The organism is Deltaproteobacteria bacterium (assembly GCA_009930495.1).
Lineage (GTDB): Bacteria > Desulfobacterota > Desulfovibrionia > Desulfovibrionales > Desulfomicrobiaceae > Desulfomicrobium.
In genome coordinates this window covers 1-1,627 of sequence record RZYB01000360.1, presented here as the reverse complement: position 1 = coordinate 1,627, position 1,627 = coordinate 1, and the positions used below count along the sequence as shown (strand labels likewise).

At 57.3% G+C, this 1,627-nt stretch carries 1 protein-coding gene; it reads left to right on the top strand.

The features are described 5' to 3' along the window. The coding region (locus tag EOL86_14680) for an L-lactate permease (protein ID NCD26817.1) at positions 1-1,627 on the top strand (1,627 nt) is incomplete at both ends.

Here is a 1,627-nt window from a genome sequence, read left to right as displayed (position 1 = left end):
CCTGTATTGGCGATGGTGGCATTATTGCCGATTTTGGTGGCTCTTGTGCTCATGGTCGGCATGCGCTGGCCGTCGACAAAAGCCATGCCCCTGGCGTGGTTGGTGTGTGCGCTGGGCGCCCTGGGTGTTTGGAGTCTGGACGTCGGCTATATCGTGGCCTTGTCCCTGCAAGGCATTGTCACGGCCATAGGCGTTTTGATCATCGTATTTGGCGCCATCATCATTTTGTACACCCTGAAGTATTCGGGTGGCATGGAAACCATCCAGTACGGCATGCAGGGTATAAGTCGTGACAAACGCATCCAGGCCATTATTGTCGGCTATATGTTCGCCGCCTTCATTGAAGGCGCGGCTGGATTCGGCACGCCAGCGGCTTTGGCCGCTCCGCTCTTGCTGTCCTTGGGCTTCCCGCCTTTGGCTGCTGCGGTCATCTGTTTGGTTTTCAACTCATTCCCCGTTTCCTTTGGTGCTGTCGGAACGCCCATCCTGCTCGGCTTGACCCCCTTGAAGCAGTTGGTCGAAGGCGCGGCCGCTTCGGGCACGGTTGGCTTGAATTTCACGACATTTGATGCGTTCTGCAAGGTTATCGGTCAGTGGGCAACTCTTATGCACGGTCCCATGGCCTTCATTTTGCCCATCTTCATGCTTGGCTTCCTGACCCGGTTCTACGGCCAGAAGAAATCCTGGACCGAGGGTTTTGCCGCCTGGAAGTTCTGCATTTTTTCAGCCGTGGCTTTTGTTGTTCCGTACCTGACCTTTGCTTGGCTGGTTGGTCCCGAATTTCCATCCATGATCGGTGGTCTGGTTGGCCTGGGTATTATCGTGGCTGGAGCCAAGGCCGGTTTCTGCGTGCCCAAGACCAGTTGGGATTTTGGCCCGCAGTCCACCTGGGAAGCTGACTGGACCGGCACCATTGCGACTCAGGTCGGAACCGAATTCAAGCCCCACATGAGTCAGTTCAAGGCATGGCTGCCCTACATTCTTATCGGTGCCATCCTCGTCGTGACCCGTATCCCCGAACTGGGTCTCAAGAGCATCTTGGCGGCTCAGTCCATCCCGTTTAAGAATATTCTCGGATACGAGGGCGTTTCAGCGTCTATTCAGTACCTGTATCTGCCTGGAACTATTCCCTTCACTCTGGTCGCCATCCTGACCATTTTCATGCATGGCATGAAGGGTGACGCTGTCAAACAGGCTTGGCTCGAGTCCTTTGCCAAGATGAAGGCCCCGACCATCGCGCTTTTCGCCGCCGTGGCTCTGGTCTCTATCTTCCGCGGTTCAGGCGTGAACCCCAATTCCTATCCGTCCATGCCTCTGGCCATGGCCCAGGCCGTGGCAGCCATCGCTGGTAACGCCTGGCCCATGCTGGCTTCCTATGTTGGCGGCCTGGGTGCGTTCATCACCGGCTCCAATACCGTGTCCGACCTGCTCTTCGCCGAGTTCCAGTGGGGCGTGGCCCAGCAGTTGAGTCTGCCCCGTCAGATCATCGTGGCCGCCCAGGTTGTTGGTGGCGCCATGGGCAACATGGTCTGCATTCACAACATCGTCGCCGTCTGCGCCGTGACCGGCCTCATTGGCCGCGAAGGCATGATCCTGAAGCGCACCTTCTGGCCCTTTGTGCTCTACG